At 72.1% G+C, this 24,842-nt stretch carries 18 protein-coding genes and 1 riboswitch; of the genes, 5 read left to right on the top strand and 13 right to left on the bottom strand.

Going from position 1 to position 24,842, the window contains the following annotated elements; all coding sequences use genetic code 11:
* Nucleotides 1-63 precede the first annotated feature (63 nt).
* The 3 genes from ACIPPS_RS30785 to ACIPPS_RS30775 form a co-directional block, all read right to left on the bottom strand.
* On the bottom strand, nucleotides 64-849 hold the full coding sequence (locus tag ACIPPS_RS30785; RefSeq protein WP_401438869.1) for a M23 family metallopeptidase: 786 nt from the start codon (nucleotides 847-849) through the stop codon (nucleotides 64-66).
* Nucleotides 850-861: 12 nt separating this feature from the next.
* Nucleotides 862-1,028, bottom strand: a riboswitch (cyclic di-AMP (ydaO/yuaA leader).
* 225 nt (nucleotides 1,029-1,253) lie between these two features.
* Nucleotides 1,254-2,651, bottom strand: a complete 1,398-nt coding sequence (locus ACIPPS_RS30780) for a M16 family metallopeptidase (RefSeq protein WP_401438867.1) — start codon at nucleotides 2,649-2,651, stop codon at nucleotides 1,254-1,256.
* Nucleotides 2,648-3,994 carry a M16 family metallopeptidase gene (locus ACIPPS_RS30775; RefSeq protein ID WP_401438864.1) on the bottom strand — a complete coding sequence of 449 codons (1,347 nt, stop codon included), beginning with the start codon at nucleotides 3,992-3,994 and terminating at the stop codon, nucleotides 2,648-2,650. Before ACIPPS_RS30775 ends, ACIPPS_RS30780 begins: the two co-directional genes overlap by 4 nt.
* Before the next feature lie 235 nt (nucleotides 3,995-4,229).
* On the opposite strand from ACIPPS_RS30775, the gene ACIPPS_RS30770 reads away from it, so the two are divergent.
* The gene (locus ACIPPS_RS30770) at nucleotides 4,230-6,689 is read left to right on the top strand and encodes a DNA topoisomerase (ATP-hydrolyzing) subunit A (protein ID WP_401438861.1); all 2,460 of its coding nucleotides are present in this window, start codon (nucleotides 4,230-4,232) and stop codon (nucleotides 6,687-6,689) included.
* Here ACIPPS_RS30770 and ACIPPS_RS30765 read toward each other — a convergent pair.
* The gene (locus tag ACIPPS_RS30765) at nucleotides 6,686-7,759 is read right to left on the bottom strand and encodes a CobW family GTP-binding protein (RefSeq protein WP_401438859.1); all 1,074 of its coding nucleotides are present in this window, start codon (nucleotides 7,757-7,759) and stop codon (nucleotides 6,686-6,688) included. The two genes, ACIPPS_RS30770 and ACIPPS_RS30765, sit on opposite strands and share 4 nt — an antisense overlap.
* 178 nt (nucleotides 7,760-7,937) lie before the next feature.
* Between ACIPPS_RS30765 and ACIPPS_RS30760 the strand changes: the two genes are divergently transcribed.
* Both ACIPPS_RS30760 and ACIPPS_RS30755 read left to right on the top strand, forming a co-directional pair.
* Nucleotides 7,938-9,608 carry an ATP-binding protein gene (locus tag ACIPPS_RS30760; protein WP_401438856.1) on the top strand — a complete coding sequence of 557 codons (1,671 nt, stop codon included), beginning with the start codon at nucleotides 7,938-7,940 and terminating at the stop codon, nucleotides 9,606-9,608.
* On the top strand, nucleotides 9,605-10,288 hold the full coding sequence (locus tag ACIPPS_RS30755; RefSeq protein ID WP_401438853.1) for a response regulator: 684 nt from the start codon (nucleotides 9,605-9,607) through the stop codon (nucleotides 10,286-10,288). Before ACIPPS_RS30760 ends, ACIPPS_RS30755 begins: the two co-directional genes overlap by 4 nt.
* 223 nt (nucleotides 10,289-10,511) lie before the next feature.
* Here the strand turns inward: ACIPPS_RS30755 and ACIPPS_RS30750 are convergent, their stop codons facing one another.
* The 3 genes from ACIPPS_RS30750 to ACIPPS_RS30740 form a co-directional block, all read right to left on the bottom strand.
* Nucleotides 10,512-12,110: a cation acetate symporter gene (locus ACIPPS_RS30750; RefSeq protein ID WP_401438851.1), complete on the bottom strand. Its 1,599-nt coding sequence runs from the start codon at nucleotides 12,108-12,110 to the stop codon at nucleotides 10,512-10,514.
* Nucleotides 12,107-12,544, bottom strand: a complete 438-nt coding sequence (locus ACIPPS_RS30745; RefSeq protein WP_401438973.1) for a DUF485 domain-containing protein — start codon at nucleotides 12,542-12,544, stop codon at nucleotides 12,107-12,109. The genes ACIPPS_RS30750 and ACIPPS_RS30745 overlap by 4 nt, the downstream gene beginning before the upstream one ends.
* Nucleotides 12,545-12,975: 431 nt before the next feature.
* Complete coding sequence (locus ACIPPS_RS30740; RefSeq protein WP_401438848.1) at nucleotides 12,976-15,093, bottom strand: type IIA DNA topoisomerase subunit B; 2,118 nt, start codon at nucleotides 15,091-15,093, stop codon at nucleotides 12,976-12,978.
* A 433-nt stretch (nucleotides 15,094-15,526) separates the two neighbouring features.
* Between ACIPPS_RS30740 and ACIPPS_RS30735 the strand changes: the two genes are divergently transcribed.
* Nucleotides 15,527-15,757 (top strand): hypothetical protein, encoded by a 231-nt coding sequence (locus ACIPPS_RS30735; RefSeq protein ID WP_137992866.1) that lies wholly within the window; start codon nucleotides 15,527-15,529, stop codon nucleotides 15,755-15,757.
* Nucleotides 15,758-16,011: 254 nt separating this feature from the next.
* Here the strand turns inward: ACIPPS_RS30735 and ACIPPS_RS30730 are convergent, their stop codons facing one another.
* Nucleotides 16,012-16,830, bottom strand: a complete 819-nt coding sequence (locus tag ACIPPS_RS30730; protein ID WP_401438845.1) for a serine protease — start codon at nucleotides 16,828-16,830, stop codon at nucleotides 16,012-16,014.
* Between the two features lie 131 nt (nucleotides 16,831-16,961).
* Nucleotides 16,962-18,509 carry an RNA polymerase sigma factor gene (locus ACIPPS_RS30725; RefSeq protein ID WP_401438842.1) on the bottom strand — a complete coding sequence of 516 codons (1,548 nt, stop codon included), beginning with the start codon at nucleotides 18,507-18,509 and terminating at the stop codon, nucleotides 16,962-16,964.
* On the opposite strand from ACIPPS_RS30725, the gene ACIPPS_RS30720 reads away from it, so the two are divergent.
* Complete coding sequence (locus ACIPPS_RS30720) at nucleotides 18,442-18,633, top strand: hypothetical protein (protein ID WP_401438979.1); 192 nt, start codon at nucleotides 18,442-18,444, stop codon at nucleotides 18,631-18,633. The two genes, ACIPPS_RS30725 and ACIPPS_RS30720, sit on opposite strands and share 68 nt — an antisense overlap.
* Nucleotides 18,634-18,880: 247 nt before the next feature.
* Here ACIPPS_RS30720 and ACIPPS_RS30715 read toward each other — a convergent pair whose 3' ends face one another.
* The 4 genes from ACIPPS_RS30715 to ACIPPS_RS30700 form a co-directional block, all read right to left on the bottom strand.
* Nucleotides 18,881-19,768, bottom strand: a complete 888-nt coding sequence (locus ACIPPS_RS30715; protein ID WP_401438839.1) for a FadR/GntR family transcriptional regulator — start codon at nucleotides 19,766-19,768, stop codon at nucleotides 18,881-18,883.
* Nucleotides 19,769-19,928: 160 nt separating this feature from the next.
* Complete coding sequence (locus tag ACIPPS_RS30710) at nucleotides 19,929-21,671, bottom strand: ATP-binding cassette domain-containing protein (protein WP_401438836.1); 1,743 nt, start codon at nucleotides 21,669-21,671, stop codon at nucleotides 19,929-19,931.
* 119 nt (nucleotides 21,672-21,790) lie between these two features.
* A complete protein-coding gene (locus ACIPPS_RS30705; RefSeq protein WP_401438833.1) occupies nucleotides 21,791-22,555 on the bottom strand; it encodes an NUDIX domain-containing protein in 765 nt (254 codons plus the stop codon).
* Nucleotides 22,556-22,664: 109 nt separating this feature from the next.
* Nucleotides 22,665-24,728, bottom strand: coding sequence for a glycogen debranching N-terminal domain-containing protein (locus ACIPPS_RS30700; protein ID WP_401438830.1), 2,064 nt, complete (start codon nucleotides 24,726-24,728; stop codon nucleotides 22,665-22,667).
* Nucleotides 24,729-24,842 lie beyond the last annotated feature (114 nt).

Below are 24,842 nucleotides of genomic sequence, written 5' to 3'. Positions count from 1 at the left end.
CGAGCCGGGGCTTTTCTGACGTGCGCGTCCGGTACGCGATCCGGACGGGGGTGACGGCGAGGGTCAGACGGTCACGCCGCGGGCACGCAGATACGCGACCGGGTTGATGTCCGAGCCGTACTCGGCGCTGGTGCGGGCCTCGAAGTGGAGGTGCGGGCCGGTCGAGTTGCCCGTCGAGCCCGAGATGCCTATCTGCTCGCCCGGAGTGACGGACTGGCCGACCGAGACACTGATGGCCGAGAGGTGCCCGTACTGGGTGTACGTGCCGTCGTGCATCCGAATGACGACGTTGTTGCCGTACGCGCCGCCCCAGCCGGCCTCGACGACGGTGCCGGAGCCGACGGAGACGACCTTGGTGCCGGAGGCGGCGTGGAAGTCGACGCCGGAGTGGCTGCCGGAGGACCAGAGGGAGCCGCCGGTCTTGTAGCCGGTGGAGACGTACGAGCCGGCCACGGGGAGCTGGAAGGCGTTCAGGCGCTTGCGCTCGGCCTCGCGGGCGGCGCGCTCCTTGGCCTCGCGGATCTCCTTGGCGCGGGCCTCCGCCTTGCGCTTGGCCTCCGCCTGGGCGCGGGCCTCGGCCACGCGCTTCGCCTCGGCCTCGGCGGCCTCGCGCTCCTGGGCCGCGGCCTGGGCGACGATCGTGTCGGCGAGGGCGTTGTCGGCGACGACGACCTGGGTCAGACCGGTGTCCTCCGGGGAGGGGGCGTCCGTGTCGACGGCGAGCGCCGGGGAAGCGAGGGTGCCGATGACGCCGGTGGTGGCGAGGGTCGCGATGCCGGCGAAGCCGGCGCCACGGCGCGCCAGTCGGCTCGGACCACGATGCTTCCCGGTGGCACGGGTGAACGCCATGTAGGGGCTGATCCTTTCCTTCCTTCTCGCCTACCGGGTTAGCTGACGGGTTCGGAGCAGGAAGGTCTCCTACGGGCCCCTCCGCACGAGTGCGAAGGCGTCCGATTCACCCCAGGGACTTCGTATGGGTCCCCGGCTCCCCAGGCTCGCGCCTGACGGGGACTCGGCGATGACTGTCCGATGCCACGGGTGCGGCGGGTGCAACTGGCGAACAGCCGGACCGACGGTATGCGGATCATCTTTCAATCACCAAACAGACACGCCTGTTTGTAAGACATGCCACAGGGCATACGAGTACACCGCTCAGCAATACGGACAAAGAGGAGGACCCCGACGTACCGTGACGTCGGGGTCCTCGTGCGCCGCCGGGTCGCGCCGGCGCGGCACGGCGGCGGTGGGCTCAATCAGCCGCTGACGACGGTCACTTCACCGATACCGAGGGCGCGCACCGGCTCCTCGATCTCCGCCGCGTCACCCACGAGAACGGTGACGAGCCGGTCCACCGGGAAGGCGTTGACGACGGCCGCCGTCGCCTCGACCGTGCCGGTCTCGGCCAGGCGTGCGTACAACTGCGCCTGGAAGTCGTCCGGCAGGTGCTGCTCGACCTGGTCGGCGAGCGTCGCGGCGACGGAGGCGGCGGTCTCGTACTTGAGCGGCGCCACGCCCACCAGGTTCTGCACGGCCACGTCGCGCTCGGCGTCCGTCAGGCCCTCGGCGGCGAGGGTGCGCAGCACCTTCCACAGGTCGTCAAGTGCCGGGCCGGTGTTGGGGGTGTCGACGGAGCCGCTGATGGCGAGCATCGAGGCGCCGTTGCCCTTGCCGTCGGAGCGCACGACCTGGCCGAAGGCGCGGACGCCGTAGGTGTAGCCCTTCTCCTCGCGCAGGACGCGGTCCAGGCGCGAGGTGAGGGTGCCGCCGAGGCAGTACGTGCCGAGGACCTGGGCGGGCCAGACGCGGTCGTGCCGGTCGGCGCCCACGCGGCCGATCAGCAGCTGGGTCTGGACGGCGCCCGGGCGGTCGACGATGACCACGCGGCCGGTGTCGTCGGCCGTGATCGGCGGCATGGGGCGGGCCTCGGCGGTGTTCCCCGTCCAGGTGCCCAGCGACTCGGCGAGGACCTTGTCGAGGTCCACGTCGGTCAGGTCGCCGACGACGACCGCGGTGGCCGTGGACGGGCGCATGTGCGTCTGGAAGAAGGCGCGGACGGCTGCGGCGTCGATCGCCTTCACCGTCTCCTCGGTGCCCTGGCGTGGCCGGGACATGCGGGAGTCGGCCGGGAAGAGCTCCTTGGAGAGCTGCTTGGCCGCCCGGCGGGCGGGGTTGGCCGTCTCGTGCGGGATCTCGTCGAGCCGGTTGCGCACCAGGCGTTCGATCTCGGTGTCGAGGAACGCCGGCGCGACGAGGGCCTCGGAGAGCAGCCCGAGCGCCTTGGGCAGCCGGGATACGGGGACCTCGAGGGAGACCCGTACGCCCGGGTGGTCGGCGTGCGCGTCGAGGGTGGCGCCGCAGCGCTCCAGCTCGGCGGCGAACTCCTCGGCGGTGTGCTGGTCGGTGCCCTCGGAGAGGGCGCGGGCCATGATCGTGGCGACACCGTCGAGACCGGCGGGCTCGGCCTCCAGGGGCGCGTCGAGGAAGATCTCGACGGCCACGACCTGCTGGCCCGGGCGGTGGCAGCGCAGCACCGTCAGGCCGTTGTCCAGCGCTCCGCGGTCCGGGGCGGGGAAGGCCCAGGGCCTTGCCGTGCCCGGCTCCGGCTGCGGGTGGAAGGTCATGTTCGTCAAAGACACGGCAGCGTCGGTCACTGGTCCGCTCCCTCTTCCTCGTCGCTGTCGCTCTGTTCCGTACCGATGGGTTCGTAGACCAGCACCGCGCGGTTGTCCGGGCGCAGCTGGGCCGCGGCGACCGCCCGGACCTCCTCGGCGGTGACGTCCAGGACGCGGTTGACGGCGGTCAGGGCGAGCTGCGGGTCGCCGAACAGGACGGCGTAGCGGCAGAGTTCGTCGGCGCGGCCGGCGACCGTGCCGAGCCGGTCCAGCCACTCGCGCTCCAACTGGGCCTGGGCGCGCTCCATCTCCTCGGGCGTCGGGCCCTCGGCGGCGAACCGGGCCAGCTCCTCGTCGACGGCGGTCTCGATCTCGGGCACCTCGACGCCGCCGGAGGTCTTGACGTCCAGCCAGCCGAGGGAGGGCGCTCCGGCCAGGCGCAGCAGGCCGAAGCCCGCGGCGACCGCCGTGCGGTCGCGGCGCACCAGCCGGTTGTGGAGCCGGGAGGACTCGCCGCCGCCGAGGACGGTCAGGGCGAGGTCGGCGGCGTCGCACTCGCGCGTGCCGTCGTGCGGGAGCCGGTAGGCGGCCATCAGCGCGCGGGCCGGGACCTCCTCCTCGACGACCTCGCGCAGCTGCTTCCCGATGGTGTCGGGCAGCGCGCCGTCGCGCGGGGGCAGCTTGCCGTCGTGGGACGCGATGGAGCCGAAGTACTTCTCGATCCAGGCGAGCGTCTGCTCCGGGTCGATGTCGCCGACGACCGAGAGGACCGCGTTGTTCGGCGCGTAGTACGTACGGAAGAAGGCTCGCGCGTCCTCCAGCGTCGCCGCGTCCAGGTCGGCCATGGAGCCGATCGGCGTGTGGTGGTAGGGATGGCCCTCGGGGTACGCGAGGGCGGTCAGCTTCTCGAAGGCCGTGCCGTAGGGCACGTTGTCGTAGCGCTGGCGGCGCTCGTTCTTGACGACGTCCCGCTGGTTCTCCATGGACTCGTCGTCCAGGGCGGCGAGCAGGGAGCCCATGCGGTCCGCCTCCAGCCAGAGCGCGAGCTCCAGCTGGTGGGTCGGCATGGTCTCGAAGTAGTTCGTGCGCTCGAAGCTCGTCGTGCCGTTGAGCGAACCGCCCGCGCCCTGCACCAGCTCGAAGTGGCCGTTGCCGTGGACCTGCTTCGAGCCCTGGAACATCAGGTGCTCGAAGAGGTGGGCGAGACCCGTGCGACCGGCGACCTCGTGGCGGGAGCCGACGTCGTACCAGAGGCACACCGCGGCGACCGGGGTCAGGTGGTCCTCGGAGAGCACCACGCGCAGACCGTTGGCCAGCCGGTGCTCGGTCGCTGTCAGGCCGCCGGAGCCGGCCTCTGCCGTGGCCGTGTGACCCATGGGCATGTACGTCCCTTCGATCGCGATATGGAAAAGTCCTCCCACCCTATGCAAGCGCACGGACACCTGGCGAAGTTCCCACAGCTTCCCGGCTTCCCTCTTCCGGGTCGCACGTGCCTCGCGCACCGGCCGGACGCCGCTCCGGACGGGCCAGACCCGGGTCGCGGTCGGCGTTGTCGGTGGGACGGTCCACAATGGTCCGCGTCAGATCAACCTTGTTGGTGAAGGAGCCGCAGCCGCGATGGCCCGCCGCAGCACGAAGACACCGCCGCCGGACGACGCGTTCGAGGAGCGAATCCTCGACATCGACGTCGTCGACGAGATGCAGGGCTCCTTCCTCGAGTACGCGTACTCGGTGATCTACTCCCGCGCGCTGCCGGACGCCCGCGACGGCATGAAGCCGGTGCAGCGCCGCATCGTGTACCAGATGAACGAGATGGGGCTGCGCCCCGACCGCGGCTATGTGAAGTGCGCCCGCGTCGTCGGCGAGGTCATGGGCAAGCTGCACCCGCACGGCGACGCGTCGATCTACGACGCGATGGTGCGCATGGCCCAGCCGTTCTCCATGCGCCTCCCGCTGGTCGACGGCCACGGCAACTTCGGCTCCCTGGGCAACGACGACCCGCCCGCCGCCATGCGGTACACCGAGTCCAAGATGGCCGCCGCGGCGCTGATGATGACGGAGTCGATCGACGAGGACACCGTCGACTTCACGCCGAACTACGACGGCCAGGAGCAGGAGCCGGTCGCGCTGCCCGCCGCGTATCCGAACCTGCTGGTCAACGGCGCCTCCGGGATCGCGGTCGGCATGGCGACCAACATGCCCCCGCACAACCTGGGCGAGGTCATCGCCGCCGCCCGGCACCTGATCCGCCACCCGAACGCGGACCTCGAGGCGCTCATGCGCTTCGTGCCCGGCCCCGACCTGCCGACCGGCGGCCGGATCGTCGGCCTGTCCGGCATCAAGGACGCGTACGAGAGCGGCCGCGGCACGTTCAAGATCCGCGCCACCGCGACCGTGGAGAACGTGACGGCCCGCCGCAAGGGCATCGTCGTCACCGAGCTGCCCTTCACGGTCGGCCCGGAGAAGGTCATCTCCAAGATCAAGGACCTGGTCGGCTCCAAGAAGCTCCAGGGCATCGCTGACGTCAAGGACCTCACCGACCGCAGCCACGGTCTGCGCCTGGTCATCGAGGTCAAGAACGGCTTCGTGCCGGAGGCGGTCCTGGAGCAGCTCTACAAGCTGACGCCGATGGAGGAGTCCTTCGGCATCAACAACGTGGCGCTGGTCGACGGCCAGCCGCTCACGCTGGGCCTCAAGGAGCTCCTGGAGGTCTATCTCGACCACCGCTTCGACGTGGTGCGCCGCCGCTCCGAGTTCCGCCGGGGCAAGAAGCGCGACCGGCTGCACCTGGTCGAGGGCCTGCTCGTCGCGCTGCTCGACATCGACGAGGTCATCCGCCTCATCCGCTCCAGCGACAACTCGGCGCAGGCCAAGGAGCGGCTGATCGAGCGCTTCTCGCTGAGCGAGATCCAGACGCAGTACATCCTGGACACCCCGCTGCGCCGGCTCACCAGGTTCGACCGGATCGAGCTGGAGTCCGAGCGCGACCGGCTCAACGGCGAGATCGACGAGCTGACCGGGATCCTGGACTCCGACAACGAGCTGCGCAAGCTGGTCTCCGCCGAACTGGCGGCGGTGGCGAAGAAGTTCGGCACCGACCGGCGCACGGTCCTGCTGGAGTCGGCCGGCGCTCCCGTCACCGCCGTCTCCCTGGAGGTCGCGGACGACCCGTGCCGGGTGCTGCTGTCCTCGACGGGCCTGCTGGCGCGTACGGCGACGGCGGAGGTCCCGGCTCCGGCCGAGGACGGCAAGCGGTCGAAGCACGACGTGATCGTGTCGGCGGTGCCGGCCACGCAGCGCGGCGACATCGGGGCGGTCACCTCGTCCGGCCGGCTGCTGCGGGTCGCGGTGATCGACCTGCCCCAGCTGCCGGACACCGCCACCGCGCCGAACCTGGCGGGCGGGGCGCCGCTGGCGGAGTTCCTGACCCTGGAGGACGACGAGACGGTGGTCTGCCTGACCACGCTCGACGAGTCCTCGCCGGGTCTGGCGCTCGGCACGCTCCAGGGCGTGGTGAAGCGCGTGGTCCCGGACTATCCGGCGAACAAGGACGAGCTGGAGGTCATCACCCTCAAGGAGGGTGACCGGATCGTCGGCGGGTCCGAGCTGCGGACGGGCGAGGAGGACCTGGTCTTCATCACCTCCGACGCCCAACTCCTGCGCTACCAGGCCTCGCAGGTCCGGCCGCAGGGCCGGCCGGCGGGCGGTATGGCGGGCATCAAGCTGGCGGACGGCGCCGAGGTGCTCTCGTTCTCGGCGGTGGACCCGGCGGCGGACGCGGCGGTCTTCACGGTCGCGGGCTCCACGGGCACGCTGGACGACGGCGCCGGTACGTCGGCGAAGCTGACGCCGTTCGACCAGTACCCCCGCAAGGGCCGTGCGACCGGCGGGGTGCGCTGCCAGCGGTTCCTGAAGGGCGAGGACACGCTCATCCTGGCCTGGGCGGGTGCGACCCCGGCGTTCGCCGCGCAGGAGAACGGCACGCCGGTGGAACTGCCCGAGGTCGACCCGCGCCGGGACGGCTCGGGCACCCCGCTGCCGAAGCCGGTCACGGTGGTGGCGGGCCCGGCGACCTAGAACACGTCGGCCGGTTCCTCCGCGTCGGCCGGTTCCTCCGGATCCGGCTGCTGTACGTACCGCAGGACGCCCCACATGCTGTGCTCGTCGGGGGCGTCCTGCGGGCCGTTCACCCGGCAGCCGTCGAGCTCCTTGCGGAGCGCGTCGCCGTCGACGCCGGAGCCGATGAGGACGAGTTGGGTGAGCCGCTCCTGCCCGGCCGCCCACGGCTCGGGGTAGAACCGCAGGAACCTGCCGACGGCGTGCACGGTGTAGCGGTTGCCCGGGTCGGCGGCGCCGAAGTCGACAAAGCCCTTGATCCGGTAGAGGCCCTCGGGCCGGGAGTCGAGGAACTCCATGAGCCTGCGCGGGTGGAGCGCGGTGTCGGAGGTCAGGGAGAGGGTCTCGTAGGCGGCGTGCGGATGGTCGTGCGCGTCGTCGTCCCCGTGGAGCAGGTCCTCGATCGACATCTGCCCCTCGATCTCGCCCTCGGGCACGACCCGGTCGAAGAGGAGCTCAGGGTCGACCCGGCCGTGCGCGGCGCGGACGACGGCGGCGGGCCCCGCGAGCCGGGTGACGGCCTCGTGCACGGCGTCCAGCTCCTCCCCGCCCACCCGGTCCGCCTTGTTGACGACGACGAGGTCGGCGAGGGCGAGGTGCCGGTCGGTCTCCGGGTGCGTGACCCGCGTCCGTGTGAACTCGGCGGCGTCGACGACCTGCACCAGGCCGCCGTACACGACCCGCTCGTTCTCGCTGGCGAGCACCATCCGCACCAGCTCCTGGGGCTCGGCAAGACCGCTCGCCTCGATGACGATCACGTCGAGCCGGGACTCGGGGCGGGTGAGCACCTCCAGGTACTCGTCGAGCTCGCTCGCGTCGACCGCGCAGCACAGGCAGCCGTTGCCGAGCGAGACGGTGGAGCCGACCTGCCCGGCGACGGTCATGGCGTCGATCCCGATGTCACCGAAGTCGTTGACCATCACACCGATCCGGGTCCCGCGGGCGCTGCGCAGCAGATGGTTGAGCAACGTCGTCTTGCCCGACCCGAGGAACCCGGAGAGGACGACGACGGGAATCTGCTGCGTGGTCAAGGAACCCTCCGAAGACTCGACACCACAAAGCCCCCAGAATAGGCGCGTCCCCGAGGATCCCCACAGCTGCCCGCGCCGCGCGGCGGCCGGGCGGCCGAGCCCCGGTCGGCCGACGGCGCGGGACCGCCGGGGCCCGGGCATTTCCGGTCCCCGCCCCCGCCCCCGTACCGTTCCTGCCATGAGTCCCGCACCGCCCACCCCCACGCCGCCCCCCGCGCGACGCCGGCGGTTCGGCTGGCCGCGGCGGGTCTTCGCCCAGGTCCTCCTCATGCAGCTGGCCATCGCCGCCGGCGTCACGGTGCTGGCCACCGGCCTCTTCCTCGCGCCGCTGAGCGACCAGCTCGACGACCAGGCCATGCGGCGCGCCCTCGCGATCGCCGAGACCACGGCCTCCCCCGAGGTCGCGACCGCGCTGGGGGCCTCCCGGCCGTCCGTCGAGGGCCCGGTGCAGCGGGAGGCCGAACGGATCCGGCAGGCCACCGGCGCCGAGTACGTCGTGGTCATGGACACCCGGGGCGTCCGCTGGTCGCACACCGACCGGGCCCAGATCGGCAAGGTCGTCTCCACGGACCCCAGCGCCGCGCTCTCGGGGCGGGAGGTCATGGAGATCGACAACGGCACGCTCGGCCGCTCGGCCCGGGGCAAGGCACCGCTGCGGGACGCCGACGGGGCCATCGTCGGCGCGGTGTCGGTCGGCATCGAGTACGACAGCGTCCACGACCGGCTCCTCGGGGCGATCCCCGGCCTCCTCGCGTACGCGGGTGGCGCGCTGGCGGCCGGCGCCCTGGCCGCGTACCTGATCTCCCGCAGGCTCCAGCGGCAGACCCACGACCTGGCGTTCTCGGACATCTCCGCGCTCCTGGCCGAGCGCGAGGCCATGCTCCACGGCATCCGCGAAGGCGTCGTCGCCCTCGACCGCACCGGACGCGTCCGGCTGATCAACGACGAGGCGCAGCGGTTGCTCGGCATCGGCCCGGAAGCGACCGGGCGACCGCTGGAGGCGGCGCTCGGGGAGGGCCGTACGGCCGATGTGCTGGCCGGCCGGGTCACGGGCGAGGACCTGGTGACCGTCCGGGGCAACCGCGTGCTGATCGCCAACCGGATGCCGACGGACGACGGCGGCGCCGTCGCCACGCTCCGTGACCGCACCGAGCTGGAGCGGCTCGGCCGTGAGCTGGACTCCACCCGGGGGCTGATCGACGCACTCCGCGCCCAGGACCACGAACACGCCAACCGGCTGCACACCCTCCTGGGCCTGCTGGAGCTGGAGATGCACGACGAGGCGGTCGAGTTCGTCATCGAGGTCGTCGGTGTCCACCGGGCCACCGCCGAGCAGGTCACCGAGAAGATCCACGACCCGCTGCTCGCCGCCCTCCTGGTCGGCAAGGCGACGGTCGCCGCCGAGCGGGGCGTGTCCTTGCGGATCTCGGCCGACTCGCTCCTCCCCGACCGGCTGGTCGACCCCCGCGAACTGGTCACGGTCGTCGGCAACCTCGTCGACAACGCCCTGGACGCCGCCGCGGGCACCGTCTACGCGCGGGTCGAGATCGCCCTACGGGCCGAGGGCCGCACGGCCGTCCTGCGGGTCACCGACAGTGGGCCGGGCGTCCCCGACGAGCGGCGGGAGCTCATCTTCACCGAGGGCTGGACCACGAAGGAACTGCCCTCCCACGGCCGGCGGGGCCTGGGCCTCGCCCTGGTGCGCCGGCTCGCCGAACGCCGGGGCGGCAGCGCCCGCGTCGGCACGGATCCGGACGGCGGCGGCGCCGAGTTCACCGTCGTCCTCCCGGAGGCGCTCGGTGAGCCGGAGCCGGTGGAGCCCGCGGTGGCCGTGGGAGAGCCGCGATGATCGATGTCCTGGTCGTCGACGACGACATCCGCGTCGCGCGGATCAACGCGGCCTACGTGACGAAGGTGCCCGGCTTCCGGGTCGTCGCGACCGCCCACTCCACGGCGGAGGCGCTGGCCCGGCTGAGCGAGGTGCCGGTCGACCTCATCCTGCTGGACCACTACCTGCCGGACGAGAACGGGCTCGCGGTCGTACGGGAGTTGCGCCGCCTCGGCCATCAGACCGACGTGATCATGGTGACGGCCGCCCGCGACGTGGCGACCGTCCAGGCGGCGATGCGCCACGGCGCCCTGCAGTACCTGGTGAAGCCCTTCGCCTTCGCCGGGCTGCGCGCCAAGCTGGAGGCGTACGCGGCCCTGCGCCACACCCTGGAGGGCGGCGGCGAGGCGGAGCAGGCCGAGGTCGACCGCATCTTCGGCGCGCTCTCGGCGAGCGCGGTGGAGCCGGACCTGCCCAAGGGCCACTCCCCCACCACCGCCGAGCTGCTGCGCCAGGTGCTGCTGGCCGCCGACGGGGCCCTGTCCGCGCAGGAGATCGCCGAGCGGGCGGGGGTGAGCCGGCAGACCGCCCAGCGCTACCTCAAGCTGCTCGAACGGGCCGGACGGGTGCGGCTGTCCCTGAAGTACGGCGAGACGGGCCGCCCCGAGCACCGGTACGTCTGGGTGAGGTCCACCGGCTGAGCCCCGGCCGCCCCACGCGTCCTACCGACCCTCCCCCGCCACACCGCCCCAGCCCCCCGTCAGGCCTTCCCAGCCCCCGTCACACCGCCCCGCCCAGCGACGCCGGTCAGCCCCCGTCACACCGCCCGGCCCGCGACGCCGCTCAGCCCCCGTCGCCCCGCCCCCGCCAGCGCCCTGACCTCCTCGTCACACCGCCCCGACCCCCGTCAGCGCCCTGACCTAGTCACACCGCCCCGGCCCCCGTCAGCGCCCTGACCTCGGTCTCCGCGTGCTTGGCGGCGTCCGGCGGCTCGGCCGAGGTGACGGTCCCGACCCACCCCGCCAGGAAGCCGAGCGGAATGGAGACGAGACCCGGGTTCTGCAGCGGGAAGACGTGGAAGTCCACGCCCGGGAAGAGCGCCTCGGGGCTGCCGGAGACGACGGGCGAGAACACCACGAGCAGCATCGCCGGGACAAGTCCTCCGTAGACGGACCAGACGGCGCCGCGCGTGGTGAAGTTCCGCCAGAACAGCGAGTAGAGCAGCACCGGCAGGTTCGCCGAGGCGGCGACCGCGAACGCGAGGCCCACCAGGAACGCCACGTTGAGGTCGCGGGCGAGCAGACCGAGCCCGATCGCGGCCGCGCCGATCCCGGCCGCGGCGATCCGCGCCACGGTCACCTCGCTGTACTGCTTGGCCCGTGCGCGACGGCGGCGCAGTGAGGCGTACAGGTCGTGGGCGACGGAGGCGGACGAGGCGAGCGTGATGCCGGCGACGACGGCCAGGATGGTGGCGAAGGCGATGGCGGCGACGATCGCGAACAGGACCGTGCCACCGGTCGACCCGGCTCCGCCACCGAGGTCGAGCGCGAGCAGGGGTACGGCGGTGTTCCCCGCGGCGTTGGAGGCGCGGACGGCGTCGGGCCCGATGATGGCGGCGGCGCCGAAGCCGAGGACGATCGTCATGAGGTAGAAGCCGCCGATGAGCCCGATGGACCAGACGACCGAGCGGCGGGCGGCCCGGGCGGTCGGCACGGTGTAGAAGCGGGACAGGATGTGCGGCAGGCCCGCGGTGCCGAGGACGAGTGCGAGTCCGAGGCTGATGAAGTCCAGTCGGGCGGTCCACTCGCCGCCGTAGCGCAGCCCCGGCGCCAGGAAGTCCCGTCCGTGTCCGCTGCGTTCCGCGGCCGTGGCGAGGAGCTGGTTGAAGTCTCCGTGGAAGCGGAGCAGGACGAGCACGGTGAGGGCGATCGTGCCGGCCATGAGCAGCACGGCCTTGACGATCTGGATCCAGGTGGTGGCGCGCATCCCGCCGAACGACACGTAGATCACCATCAGGGCACCGACGCCGATCACGGTCCAGGAGCGGGCGGCCTCGCTGGTGCCGCCGAGGAGAAGGGCGACCAGGCTGCCCGCGCCGACCATCTGGGCCACGAGATAGAGCACGGAGACGGTGACGGAGGAGGTTCCCGCGGCGATCCGGACGGGGCGCTCCGCCATGCGGGCCGCGACGACGTCGGCGAGCGTGAACCGGCCGCAGTTGCGGACGAGTTCGGCGACCAGGAGGAGGACGACCAGCCAGGCGACGAGGAATCCGACGGAGTAGAGCATGCCGTCGTAGCCGAAGAGCGCGATCAGGCCGGAGATGCCCAGGAAGGAGGCGGCGGACATGTAGTCGCCTGCGATGGCGAAACCGTTCTCCAAGGGCGAGAAGAGGCGCCCTCCGGCGTAGAACTCCTCGGCCGAGCCGTGCCGGTTCCGGCTCACCCAGGTGGTGATACCCAAGGTCACGGCGACGAAGACGCTGAACAGCAGCAGCGCGAGCATCTGATGGTCGTTGGTCACCGCTGCACTCCCCTCGTCATCTGCCGCGCCCGCGTCTCGTCGAAGACGGTCCAGCGCAGCTCCAGGGCCGCCCGGTCCCGCCTCAGCCGGGCGTGCCGGGCATAGGCCCAGGTCAGCAGGAAGGTGGTGAGGAACTGGCCGAGCCCGGCCAGCATCGCCACGTTCACCATCCCGATGACAGGCCGGGCCATCAGGCCGGGCGCGGTCGTCGCGGCCACGACATAAGCCAGGTACCAGAGGAGGAACGCCAGGGCAGCCGGGATCACGAACCGCCGGTAGCGGCTGCGCACTTCCTGGAAGGCAGGGCTGCGCTGGACCTCCAGATAGATGGCGGCGGCCCCACGATCGGCGCCACGAGCGCCCCGACTGTCGGCTCCGCGGTCGGCGCCACCGGCGACCCGGCTGTCGACGCCCTCGGCGACCCGGCTGTCGATGCCAGGATCGGCTCCGCGGTCGGTCCCACGATCGGCCCCGTCCTCCGGGCCCCGCTCCCAGCCATGCTCCGGCTGCTGTCGCGGTACCGCTCCGCTCGCCGACGCGGCCCCGGACCCGGCCTCCACGGCCGTCGCCTCCGCGTCGACCGACTCGCCCCAGCCGGAGGCGAGTGCGTCGTACCAGGGGTCGTCGATCCGCGCCGCGGGGACGCCCGGCCCTTCGTGCTTCTCCACCGCTGAACTCTCCTTGTCAGCGAACCGTTTCGGCCGCGTGCCAAGGATGGACAGAGCGGGAAGATCCCGGACTCTTCTCCTCCCCCACTTCACCCCATCAGGTGATGGTTTGCCCAGGTGATGCGACGAGCCCGGGCCGATATGCGTACCGGACGGCACGTACCCGGACCGGGCTCCCGCAGGGGCGGAGGGGGCGGCTAGGCGTCGATACGCGACCGGTCGAGCGTCGCCGCGGAGCTGGTGATGAACTCCTTGCGGGGCGCCACGTCGTTGCCCATGAGCAGGTCGAAGACCGTCTCGGCCGAGTCCAGGTCCCCGATGTTGATCCGGCGCAGGGTCCGGTGGCGCGGGTCCATGGTGGTCTCGGCCAGCTGGTCGGCGTCCATCTCACCGAGGCCCTTGTAGCGCTGGATGGAGTCCTTGTAGCGGATCCCCTTGCGCTGGTACTCGAGCAGGGTCTGGCGCAGCTCGTTGTCCGAGTACGTGTAGACGTACTTGTCCTGGCCCTTCTTGGGCTGGACCAGCTCGATCCGGTGCAGCGGCGGCACGGCGGCGAAGACCCGGCCCGCCTCGACCATGGGGCGCATGTAGCGCTGGAACAGGGTCAGCAGCAGGCAGCGGATGTGCGCGCCGTCGACGTCGGCGTCGACGAGGAGCACGATCTTGCCGTAGCGGGCCGCGTCGAGGTCGAAGGTCCGGCCCGAGCCGGCCCCTATGACCTGGATGATCGCTCCGCACTCGGCGTTCTTGAGCATGTCCGACACGGACGACTTCTGGACGTTGAGGATCTTGCCGCGGATCGGCAGCAGGGCCTGGAACTCGCTGTTCCGGGCGAGCTTGGCGGTGCCGAGCGCGGAGTCACCCTCGACGATGAAGAGCTCGCTGCGCTCGACGTCGTCGCTGCGGCAGTCGGCGAGCTTGGCCGGCAGGGAGGAGGACTCCAGCGCGGTCTTCCTGCGCTGCGCGTCCTTGTGCTGGCGGGCCGCGATACGGGTCCTGGCGGCCGCCACGGCCTTGTCCAGGACGGCCCGGGCCTGGGCCTTGGCATCGCGCTTGGTGGACGTCAGGAAGGCCTTCAGCTCCTTGGCGACCACGGTGGCGACGATCCTGCGGGCCGCCGAGGTGCCGAGCACCTCCTTGGTCTGCCCCTCGAACTGCGGCTCGGCCAGCCGGACGGTCACGACGGCCGTGAGGCCCTCCAGGGCGTCGTCCTTGACGATGTCGTCCTCTGCGACGCGCAGCATCTTCGCGGAGCGCAGGACCTCGTTGACCGTCTTCGTGATGGCCTGGTCGAAGCCCGAGACGTGGGTGCCGCCCTTGGGCGTGGCGATGATGTTGACGAACGACTTGACCGTGGTGTCGTAGCCGGTGCCCCAGCGCAGGGCCACGTCGACGCCCAGCTCACGGGTGACCTCGGTGGGCGTCATGTGCCCCCGGTCGTCGAGGACCGGGACGGTCTCCTTGAAGGTGCCCTGGCCGGTCAGCCGCAGCACGTCGCAGACGGCCTTGTCCTGGGCGAGGTACTCGCAGAACTCGCTGATGCCGCCGTCGAAGCGGAACGTCTCCTCGCTCTTGCCCACGCCCTCCAGGTCGCGCTCGTCGCGGACGACGATGGTCAGGCCGGGGACCAGGAAGGCGGTCTGCCGGGCGCGCTGGTGCAGGTTCTCCAGGGCGAGCTTGGCGTCCTTGAGGAAGATCTGGCGGTCCGCCCAGTACCGCACCCGGGTACCGGTGCGGGTCTTCGGGACGCGCTTGCCCTTCAGCAGGCCGCTGGAGGGGTCGAAGGGACTGTCGGGGCCCTGCTCGGTGAACATGCCCGGGACGCCGCGGCGGAAGCTGATCGCGTGCGTGGCGCCGTTCCGGTCGACCTCGACGTCGAGGCGGGCCGAGAGCGCGTTCACCACGGACGCGCCGACACCGTGCAGGCCGCCGGAGGCCGCGTACGAGCCGCCGCCGAACTTTCCGCCCGCGTGCAGCTTGGTCATGACGACCTCGATGCCGGAGAGCCCGGTCTTGGGCTCGACGTCGACCGGGATGCCCCGGCCGTTGTCGCGCACCTCGACGGAGCCGTCGTCATGGAGGATCACGTCGATGTGGTCGCAGTAGCCACCGAGAGCTTCGTCGACCGAGTTGTCGATGATCTCCCAGAGGCAGTGCATCAGGCCGCGGCTGTCGGTGGACCCGATGTACATACCGGGGCGCTTGCGGACCGCTTCGAGCCCTTCGAGTACGAGCAGGTGCCGCGCGGTGTAGTTGGAACCGTCACGGTCTGCGGTCAGCAGCGCACTGGACGGCACGGACGTCTCGGCGGTCACGCGGTTCGCTCCTCGCTGAATTTGAAAACTGGCCCGGTGGGGTAAGGCCCGGCGTCGGTCACCGGTCAGAGGGTACCGATGCCTGGTAGAGCGGTTGTCACGCCACCCTCCCGATTTCTCATGCTAGTGCAGGGTCGCATGGGTGTTCGATCCCTCGAAGGGGTGACGTGAACATCACGTTCCCTTCCGCGCATGAACCATTTAGGCTCCGGGCACGTCCTCCTTCACAACCGGCAACCCAGCCGGGAGGACGAAACCGAGACAAGCAATGCGAAATCCGTAGAGCGAAGCAATACGGCTCATTCGCCGCCAACCGGCAGCAGACAGCCACCTCGGGAAGAAGTTTCGAGGAAAAGCCACGAGCGGGAACGTTTTCGGCCTGGTTGGATGTTGACCCTGGTACGACAGCTCGTCGAGCTAGAGAAGAGGCGACGTGACTACTGTTCTGACCCCCGCGAGCCCCCTGACGGCCGCTGACCGCTGCGACCGCTGCGGCGCCCAGGCGTACCTGCGCGTCGTCCTGACCAGCGGTGGTGACTTGCTCTTCTGCGCCCACCACGGTCGCAAGTTCGAGCCGGAACTCAAGAAGATCGCCGCGGAAATACAGGATGAGACTGACCGGCTCACCGACGTGCCGGCCAAGGCAGTAGACGAGGACCGCTGACACCTCGCATCCACGACGAGCCATGGCCGGTCGCTGACCGGACGACGGGCGGCCACCCCCGCAGCCAGGGGGGTGGCCGCCCGTTCTCGCAGCCGCGGCTCAGAGACTCCCTGGGAGCGGCTCCGGCGGCGCCCGGGGCCCAGAAGGCCCTCAGCAGCGGTTCTCGCGGACCGAAGGCTCAGAGGCTCCTCGGCGGCGGTCCTCGCGGCTGAGGGCTCAGACGCCCTCCTCCAGCGGCCCTCTCGGCCGAGGGCTCAGAAGTTCTCCGGCAGCACCGTCGAGACGCGGGTGTAGACACCCGGACTCTCGGGCTCTCCGCAGCCGCTGCCCCAGGAGACCAGGCCGATGAGCCGCCCCTGGGCCACCAGCGGCCCCCCGCTGTCCCCCTGGCAGGCATCCCTGCCGCCCCGCGGGTCGCCCGCGCACAGCATCGTGCCGGCGCTGTACGCGGCGCCGAAGCCGCCCGGGTAGGCCCGGCGGCACGAGGCGTCGGACAGCACCTGGACGCGCGCGGAGCGCAGGGCCGAGGCGTAGCTCCCGTTCCCGGTGGTGTCCCCCCAGCCGTAGACGTCCGCCGCGGTGCCCGGTGCCTCGGCCGTGTCCCCGCGCACGGCGGTCCTGATCACGTACGACTGCGGCAGCGGGCTCTCCAGCGTCAGGACGGCGAGGTCGTTGGTGTTGGCCGTCGGGTCGTAGTCCGGGCTGACCCACGTCCCCGAGACCCGGACCTCGTGTCCGTCCTGGCCGACCAGGACGCTCCGGCCGGCGATCACCTTGAGGTCGGGCAGCTCCGCGGGGGCCCCTCCCAGGACCTCCCTGCCCATGCAGTGGGCCGCGGTCAGCACCCGCGTGGGAGCCACCACCACGCCCCCGCAGAACTGACCCGCTCGCGTACCCCCGAACCGGTCACGGCTGGAGAGCGCCACGGCCCAGGGGGCCTCCAGGGCCTCCGCGGGCTGTCCGCCCACCACGACGCTGTCGGCTGCCGCCGGAGCGGCGGCGGCGAACGGTCCGGCCGCCGCCGAGATCAGGCCCACGGCAGCGGTTACTGCTCGGGCGATGGGGCGACGCATAGAGCCTCCTGACTCTCCGGTGATGTCGGTTCACCCAGCGTCGTCCAGGCCTCGCCACCGTGCACCCGCGCAATGCCGAAGGGCCCGGTCCCTTTCGGGGAACCGGGCCCTTCGGCTCGAACGCTCGTGGACTAGTCGAGGTAGTCGCGCAGCACCTGCGAACGGGACGGGTGGCGCAGCTTCGACATGGTCTTCGACTCGATCTGACGGATGCGCTCACGCGTCACGCCGTAGACCTTGCCGATCTCGTCCAGGGTCTTCGGCTGACCGTCGGTGAGACCGAAGCGCATGGAGACCACGCCGGCCTCACGCTCGGAGAGCGTGTCGAGGACGGAGTGCAGCTGCTCCTGGAGGAGCGTGAAGCTGACCGCGTCGGCCGGGACGACCGCCTCGGAGTCCTCGATGAGGTCACCGAACTCGCTGTCGCCGTCCTCACCCAGAGGGGTGTGGAGGGAGATCGGCTCGCGGCCGTACTTCTGGACCTCGATGACCTTCTCCGGGGTCATGTCGAGTTCCTTGGCCAGCTCCTCCGGGGTGGGCTCGCGGCCCAGGTCCTGGAGCATCTGGCGCTGGACGCGCGCCAGCTTGTTGATGACCTCGACCATGTGCACCGGGATACGGATGGTGCGGGCCTGGTCGGCCATGGCGCGGGTGATCGCCTGCCGGATCCACCAGGTGGCGTACGTGGAGAACTTGTAGCCCTTGGTGTAGTCGAACTTCTCGACAGCGCGGATCAGACCCAGGTTGCCCTCCTGGATCAGGTCCAGGAAGAGCATGCCGCGGCCGGTGTAGCGCTTGGCCAGCGAGACCACCAGACGGAGGTTGGCCTCCAGGAGGTGGTTCTTGGCGCGGCGGCCGTCCTCGGCGATGATCTCCAGCTCACGCTTGAGCTTGGGCGCCAGCTTGTCGGAGTTGGCCAGCTTGTCCTCGGCGAACAGACCGGCCTCGATGCGCTTGGCGAGCTCGACCTCCTGCTCGGCGTTGAGCAGCGGGACCTTGCCGATCTGCTTGAGGTAGTCCTTGACCGGGTCGGCGGTGGCACCGGCGACGGCGACCTGCTGCGCCGGAGCGTCGTCCTCGTCGTCGTCGGACAGGACGAAGCCCTTGTTCTCGCCCTCGGCCTCTTCGTCCTCGCCCTTGCCGGGCGCGACGTCGTCGAGCAGCTCCTCGCCCTCGGCGACCTCGTCGGAGTCCTTCTTCGCGGCGGTCTTCTTGGCCGCCGTCTTCTTGGCGACGGCCTTCTTGGCCACCGTCTTCTTGGCCGCGGTCTTCTTCGCGGCCGCCTTCTTGGCCGGCGCTCCGGCCTCGTCGGCCGGGTCCGCGCTCTCGTCCGCCTGAGCCGCCGCGGCGGCCGCGACGGTCTTCGTCACGGTCGTCTTGGCGGTGACGGTCTTGGTGGCGGTGCGCTTGGCCGGGCTCTTCGCTGCGACGCTCTTGCGGGCGCGCTTCGGCGACTCCGCTGCACTGACCATCAGCGTCACACCCTCTTCCTCGAGGATCTGGTTGAGGCTGCGCAGAACATTCTTCCACTGGGTTGGCGGAATCTGGTCAGCCTCGAAGGCCCGACGCACGTCATCGCCGGCGATCTGCCCATCAGCCTTTCCCCGCTCGATGAGCGCCATCACAGACTCGGACTCGGCGATCTCCGGCGGGAGCGTACGGGATGTGCTGGCCGACACGAACAACCTCTCGGAACGATGGAAACGGCTTCCGGCCCCGCCCATGATCGGGCCGGAGCCGACGACCGTCGACGGGGAATGTGCCGACGGCGCGGGCTGGACCGGGGAACTGCACAGCGCCTGAATCGGCGGCTGTATTCCTTCCTCGGCCGTCACCTCTTAGGTCATCGCACGGCTTCGAGGAGTGTTACGCCCAATCCGCGTGGCCCGAGTCACACCCCATGCGGGACGAAACGGCCAGAACGGGCGTTCGTCGCACATTCGCACCACCGAACCCCCGCAACCCCGGGGGCTCGCCGTGCTCCGGGCTTCTGTACGGCCCCGGCGGCACGTGGCGCGTACGCCTCGCGCGCCCGGCCACGGCTCGCGGGTCAGTGCTCGCGCGGGGCGGGCACGACGCGCTCGACCTCGGGGTGGGCCGTGAGCAGCTGCCGCATCGCCGCTTCGGCCCCCTGCGCGTCGCCGGCCGCGAGGCAGTCGGCGATGCGCGCGTGGTGCGCCAGGCAGGACTCACCCGGTCGGTCACAACCGGTGACCGGGCCTCCGGAGACGTGGAGCGCGGCGGCGACGATGCCGGAGAGGTGCTCCAGCATGCGGTTCCCGGCGAGCTGGATCAGCAGGGAGTGGAACTCGGCGTCGGCTCGGGAGAACGTGATCCCGTCACCCTGGGCATAGGCGTGGCCCATGATCTCGACCATGTCGGAGAGCCTCTGCTGGACGTCCTCACGACCGTGGCCCGCGGCGAGGCGGGCGGCGAGGGGCTCGATCACCCAGCGCAACTCGTTCAGCTCACGGCGCTGGTCGTCGCGCTGCGGGCCGAAGGCGCGCCACTCGATGATGTCGGGGTCGAGGAGGTTCCAGTCGCAGACCGGCCTGACCCGGGTGCCGACGTTGGGGCGGGCGCTGACCAGGCCCTTGGCCTCCAGCACGCGCAGCGACTCGCGCACGACGGTGCGGGAGACCTCGAAGCGCTGGCCGATCTCCTCCGGGACGAGCGGGCGGTCGGCGCCGAGGTCACCGGAGACGATCATCTGACCCAGCTGCTGGACGAGCTGGCCGTGCAGTCCGCGGCCACGACTGCCGGTGCTGCGACGACCGACCCGGCCGAGGTCCGTCTCCACCCCTTCCCAGGAGGGCGGACCCACGCGCTCGGCGACGGGCGTCTCCGTGTACGGGTATCGATCGAGATCGCCCGGGGCGCCGAGGCCGGAGTCGACGGGGCGGGCGGCGGTCATCATGGTGTGCGCAAGGGTACTCACGCATCCTTTGTCGGCGTCGCTCTCGTGACCCTTGAGGTCTTTGGTGAAAAGCACACGAAAGGGTGATCGGCACCCCCTACACAATTGACGATTATTCGGACATAACCGGGCATTCTCAAGTGAGTTGCCAGGGAACCGGAGCGATCCGATCCGGACTTGATCACCAACGCGCCTTTCGGTGAAGGCCGGTGATCACATACGCGCAGAGCAGCGCGGTCAACGCCAGCGCCAGCGCCACTCCCACGGGCTGGGCGACCACCCGCAGCGCGCCCAGCAGCCATCGGTCGGCCGCCGTCGGCCACTCCATGACGACGAAGTCCCTCAGCCGCCCGGGGAGCCCGGTGATCGACCGGCCGGCGGGGCCCGAGGTGACCTGACCCAGTAGCGGAGCGACGACGACGGGCACCGCGAGCACCGCGGCGACCCCCGCCGCCGCCACCCGGAAGACGCCCGCCCCGAGCACCCCCGCCCAGGCGCAGCCGACGATCAGTCCGAACCAACTGGCACACAGCGAAGGCCAGTTCTCCGGTACGGGAATCAACTCGCCGCCGTAGACGAGGCGCAGCGCCTCCAGGTCGGCCACGACGACGAGCACGGCGAGGACCAGGCCCACGGCGGCCGCGACGGCGAGCTTGGCCAGCAGCAGCCCCAACCTGCGGGGGACGGCGCCGCGGCCGGTCGTGAGCGCCGGGTAGCGGTACTCGTCGCCGAAGGAGAAGGCACCGAGCAGCCCTGCCCCGAGGGCGGCGGGAGGCAGGGGCGAGAGCGCGGGCCAGCCCGCGAGGAGGGTCGGGAGGGGAGTGCCGCCCCCGCGTGCGAGGAGCAGCGAGATCAGCACGGAGGCGGCGAGGACCGCCGCCACGACGAGCGGTGTCGCCGGCACGCCGAGCAGCCTGCGGATCTCGTACCTCAGCGGGCGGAGCGGCGAACGGGCGGGCCGCCGAGTACCGGACGGCTCGGGGACCTGCCGAACCGGCTGGGGGCGCGCGGGCTCCGAGGCGGCCGCGTCCCGGGCGTCGGCGCCGACGGGGCCGGTGTCGCCCACCTCGTCGGTGAGCCGGTGGATGAGGACGCCGTGCCGGAAGGCGGTCTCACCGATGGCGGCGCAGTCGCTGCCGTAGACGGAGAGGCGGTTGCCCCGCTCGGTGACCACTTCGACGGTGCGGCGCGCGGCGCGCGCCTCCTGGGTGACGGCGGCGGCGAGCCGCGCGGCGTGCGGGGTGCGTACGGCCACCCGCGGCCGCAGCCGGGTGTGGGCGAAGTCGGCGGCGGCCTGTGTCGCGACGAGTCGCCCCTTGTCGACGGTGACGACCCGGTCGGCGTGGCGGGCCGCGTCCTTGGGGTCCTCGGTGGTGTAGAGGACGGTGCCGCCCCCGGTGGCGTGGGCGCGCAGCAGTTCGTGCAGCCAGGCACGTTCGCGCGCGGAGAGCCCGGCGCCCGGCTCGTCGAGCAGCAGTGTGTGCGGATCACCCAACAGTGCGGAGGCGAGGCCGAGTCGGCGGTCCATGCCCCGGGACAGCCGGCCGATGCGCTGGTCGTGCAGTCCGGCGAGCCCCACGAACTCCAGCATCTCGTCGGCCCTGGACGCGGGCACCCCCGCCGCCGCGCTCAGCATCCGCAACTGGCTGCGCAGCGTCCGCGAAGGGTGGCCGGGCACGTCGCCGAAGAGCACCCCCACCTCCCCGGCGGGATGGGCGACGCGCTGGAGGGGGCGGCCCCGGAAGTAGGTGACGCCCCGGCCGGGCTCGAGTTCGAGCATCAGCCGCAGGGCGGTGGTCTTCCCGGCTCCGGCGGGGCCGAGAAGCGCGGTGACCTGGCCCGGTCGCGCGTCGAAGGTGAGATCGTCCACGGCGGGCGGGAGGTCGCGGCGGGGGTTGCTGGTGAGTCCGATGGCCTGGAGCATCGCTTCTCTCGCGGTAGGTGAGACCGCTCCGCGGCAGGGCGGCTGTCGAAGCAAGATAACGCTACATTTCGGACTTTCTGCGCAGGGTTGGGGCCACGGGTCGCCCAGGGACGGAACGCTCAGACCTCGGGGCGGAGCATCGGTGGGTTGAGCAGCGTCGCTCCGCCTGCCCGGAAGAGCTGCGCGGGGCGACCGCCCTGACGGGTCGTGGTGCCGCCCGCCGGGACGAGGAAGCCGGGCGTACCGGTCACCTTCCGGTGGAAGTTGCGCGGGTCGAGCGCGACCCCCCACACGGCCTCGTACACCCTGCGGAGCTCGCCGACCGTGAACTCCGGCGGGCAGAAGGCCGTTGCCAACGAGGAGTACTCGATCTTCGAGCGGGCCCGCTCCACCCCGTCGCCGAGGATCCGCGCGTGGTCGAAGGCGAGCGGCTCGGGCGCCCCGTCGTCGGCGGAACCGTCCTTGCCGAGCAGCTCCTCCACCGGGGCCCAGCGAGCGCTGTTCGCGTCGCCGCCCGCGCGGGGTGCGGGCAGATCCGGGGAGAGCGCCAGGTGCGCGACGCTGACCACCCGCATCCGGGGGTCGCGCTCCGGGTCTCCGTAGGTGGCCAGCTGCTCCAGGTGCGCGCCGTTGGCGGGCATCGGCGCCGGGGCGCCGGGCTCGTGGACGCAGAGACCGGTCTCCTCCACCAGCTCCCGCGCGGCGGCGGCGCCCAGGTCCTCGTCGGCCCGGACGAAGCCGCCGGGCAGCGCCCACCTGCCCTGGAACGGTGCTTCTCCCCGTCGGACCACCAGGGCGCACAAGGCGTGGCGCCGCACGGTGAGCACGACCAGATCGACGGTGACGGCGAAGGGCGGAAAGGCCGACGGGTCGTAGGGAGGCATGCCGTGATCATAGTCGTCTTCCTGACGATAAACACGCCCCTCCCGTGCATCGACGTCGACTTCTTCTCGCTCCCCCAGGACGTCGCCCCTACTGTCGGCCGGCATCCGGTCAACCCCCCAGCTGGAGGCCTTCGGCGGCCTCCTCGACCATCCCGAGGCCCAGCCGGCTCACCCGCGCGGCGAAGCCCTCCCCGGCGACCCGGACACCCGACAGCCGTACGGCTCCGAGGGGAGCCGACCGGACGGGGTGCAGGGCGACCGTCCCGCCCGGGGCGTCCGGGCGGATCCCCACGAGGGCCGCCACGAGGTGGACCGCACCGGCCGCGGCCACCGCCGCGGGCCGGCAGGCCGTCGGATGGGGCACCGGGGCCGTCCCGCCCGTCCGCAGACCCCCGCCGTACATCTCGGGCAGCCGGTAGCCGAACGCCTCCGCCGCGTCGACGACCCCCTTCAGCAAGGACCCCGCCTCCTTCTCGTAGCCCGCCGCGGCGAGACCCGCGACGGCCACGGCCGTCTCATGGACCCGCACCGCCCCGGCGCGGTGTCCCAGGGGGTTGTGCCCGGGTTCCTTGGCGCCGAGGCTGCGCAGCCCCCAGCCGGAGTCGAGCGCGGGCGTGCCCAGCAGGCGGGCCAGCTGTTCGGTGGGGGCCTTGTCCAGCAGTCCGGGCGCGTGCTGCCCGCCGCCCAGGAGCCCGGTGTCGAGGAGGTGCGCGGCCCAGCCGCCCAACTGCGTCCACGGTCGGCCGCCGGCGGCCACGGCGACTGCCGGCCTGCCGCCGGACCTGTCGTCGAGCCAGAACACCGCCCGGAACCGCTCACGAAGGCCGCGTGCCCACGCGCGCCATTCGTCGCCGCCGGGCTGGCCGCAGCCGTCGAGGAGGTCGGCGCCGAGCAGCGCCGCGCGGTGGGCGTGGGCCTGGGTCTCGGCCCGCCACGGCCCGGTGGGCCCCGGGTCCGGGACGAATCCCTGCGGGTCGGCCGCGGCCCGGAGCCACTGGAGGCACCGTTCCGCCGCGGGGAGGAGCTCCGCGAGGTCCTGCTCGGGGAGCCCCCAACGCCGTGCCTCGGCGAGGACGGCGGGGAAGGCGAGGGTGGCCTCGATGCCCGTGCAGCGAGGAGGGAGGAAGGGGCCGGCGTCTCTGAGCGGGCCCGGGATGCGCCCGGCCGCCGTGCCGGGGCCGTCGAGCTGGGTGCGGGCCAGAGCCCGGAGCGTCGCGACGGCGAGCCGGGTGCCCAGCGGGAGGGCCATCCGCGCCGCCCAGAGCGCCTCGGCGGTGACGGGCCCGCAGCGCCAGGGCACTCCGGCGGCGAGGTGGACGTCGGTCGGGCGCTCCGGGTCGCGCTGGAGGAGGGCTCGCAGGTCGTCGACGGCCACCCGCAGGAGCTCGCCGATCCGGGGATCGTCCCCCTCCGCGCGGGCTTCCGCGAGGACGGCCCCGCCGGGCCGGCCCGAACCGCCACCCGCACCGGGGGTTCCGGCGCCGACGGTTCGCGGGGCGCGGTCGGCGCGCACCCTGAGCTCGATGGTCCGGACAGCTCCGGGGGGCAGTTCGACCTCCCAGCGCAGGAGCCCGGCCGCGGCCAGCGCGTCCGTCGGGGGCGGGTCGGCGCTGACGGAGGCGTACCGTCCGTCGGCCGTGCTCCAGCGCATGCCCGTGCCGTGGACGCTCGCGGGGATCTCCGGCCCGGCCCTCCCGGCCGCCACGGCGCCCAGGTCCGCGAGATCCGTGCCCAGAGCGATTTCCACCGGAAGCCGGAGGTGCCTGCCGACGGAGCTGCGCAGCGTGATCCGCTCGGTTCCGTCGGCGTCGCGTGAACGCTCGACGGTGAGACCAGGGTCGGGCCCGAGGTCTCCGGCCGTGCGGACGGCCGAGAGGAAGACCGCGCGGTCCGCCGTGGCCTGGCGCCCTTGCAGGGCGAGGGGCTCCCGGCCGGCCACGCGCAGCACGGAGCGGGCGAGGAGGCGACGCCCGGAGGCGTAGACCCCTTCGAGGCCGTGGCCGGTGAGCTGGCCGTGGTCGGGAGAGATCGCGAGGGCGGGCAGGGCCACGCAGAAGAGCGCGTGGTGCACCGAGGGCGGTTCGCCCGGTCTGGCGGTGCCAGGGGGCGGAGGGCCGCCGGCGGGCGCCTGTCCGGCCGGGAGACCTGAGGCTGGGGCGGGACGGGATGCCATGGCTGGTGTGCGGTGCTCTCTGTGCGGTCCGGGCTGCCGGTGAGGCGTCGGCGGCACGGGTCGTCGGGCTCCGCCACAGACGTGAACGCCGCTGCGGGTGGCCTGGTCACGGGC

The sequence above is a fragment of the Streptomyces sp. NPDC090127 genome, assembly GCF_044746945.1.
GTDB lineage: Bacteria > Actinomycetota > Actinomycetes > Streptomycetales > Streptomycetaceae > Streptomyces.
This window is presented reverse-complemented; position numbering and strand designations above follow the sequence as displayed.

Bases quoted from the DNA above. Each gene is read 5' to 3' on its own strand.
- ACIPPS_RS30785 (WP_401438869.1), bottom strand. From the start codon at position 849: ATGGCGTTCACCCGTGCCACCGGGAAGCATCGTGGTCCGAGCCGACTG.
- ACIPPS_RS30775 (WP_401438864.1), bottom strand. From the start codon at position 3,994: ATGCCCATGGGTCACACGGCCACGGCAGAGGCCGGCTCCGGCGGCCTG.
- ACIPPS_RS30770 (WP_401438861.1), top strand. From the start codon at position 4,230: ATGGCCCGCCGCAGCACGAAGACACCGCCGCCGGACGACGCGTTCGAG.
- ACIPPS_RS30760 (WP_401438856.1), top strand. From the start codon at position 7,938: ATGAGTCCCGCACCGCCCACCCCCACGCCGCCCCCCGCGCGACGCCGG.
- ACIPPS_RS30755 (WP_401438853.1), top strand. From the start codon at position 9,605: ATGATCGATGTCCTGGTCGTCGACGACGACATCCGCGTCGCGCGGATC.
- ACIPPS_RS30730 (WP_401438845.1), bottom strand. From the start codon at position 16,830: ATGCGTCGCCCCATCGCCCGAGCAGTAACCGCTGCCGTGGGCCTGATC.
- ACIPPS_RS30720 (WP_401438979.1), top strand. From the start codon at position 18,442: ATGAGCGCCATCACAGACTCGGACTCGGCGATCTCCGGCGGGAGCGTA.
- ACIPPS_RS30710 (WP_401438836.1), bottom strand. From the start codon at position 21,671: ATGCTCCAGGCCATCGGACTCACCAGCAACCCCCGCCGCGACCTCCCG.
- ACIPPS_RS30705 (WP_401438833.1), bottom strand. From the start codon at position 22,555: ATGCCTCCCTACGACCCGTCGGCCTTTCCGCCCTTCGCCGTCACCGTC.
- ACIPPS_RS30700 (WP_401438830.1), bottom strand. From the start codon at position 24,728: ATGGCATCCCGTCCCGCCCCAGCCTCAGGTCTCCCGGCCGGACAGGCG.